Origin of the sequence: Streptomyces hazeniae, from assembly GCF_031845485.1 — a bacterium.
In the GTDB taxonomy this organism is placed as follows: Bacteria; Actinomycetota; Actinomycetes; order Streptomycetales; family Streptomycetaceae; genus Streptomyces; species Streptomyces hazeniae.
The window spans coordinates 1-421 of record NZ_JAVREQ010000221.1 but is presented as its reverse complement, the minus strand read 5'-3'; the positions used below and the strand labels follow the sequence as shown (position 1 = coordinate 421).

Annotated in this window: 1 protein-coding gene; it reads right to left on the bottom strand. The window is 67.0% G+C overall.

Annotation, left to right across the window (positions count from 1 at the left end; translation table 11 throughout):
• Nucleotides 1–4 precede the first annotated feature (4 nt).
• The coding region (locus RM572_RS29425; RefSeq protein ID WP_311676394.1) for a DUF5753 domain-containing protein at nucleotides 5–421 on the bottom strand (417 nt) is incomplete at its 5' end.

Below are 421 nucleotides of genomic sequence, written 5' to 3'. Positions count from 1 at the left end.
ATTCTCACATATCCCGTGCGAGGTGTTGGATGAAGCTCAGTGACTCCGCGGGGTCCAGCGATGCTGTCCGGCCCAGATCGAGCAACAGCCGGAAGCGATGCAACTCCGCCTCCGCGTCCAGGTAAGGGCTGCGAGTGGGGGCGTCGATGTGCACGGTGTCGAGCTGGGGCACCACGCCACCCGCGTACAGAACGGTGTGGGTCATGTCCACGTGCAGCTCGCTGGCAAACGGGATGACTCGCAGGGACACGTTGGACCGGTCCGTCGCTTCCAGCAGATATTCCAACTGGGCGCGGGCGACCTTGCGTCCGCCGACCCGCACCCGCAGCGCCGCCTCGTGGACGATGGACGCGAACTCCGGCGGCTCGTCCCGGTCGAGAACGGTCGCTCTCCGCATGCGGTGCTCCACCCGGGCCTCCAC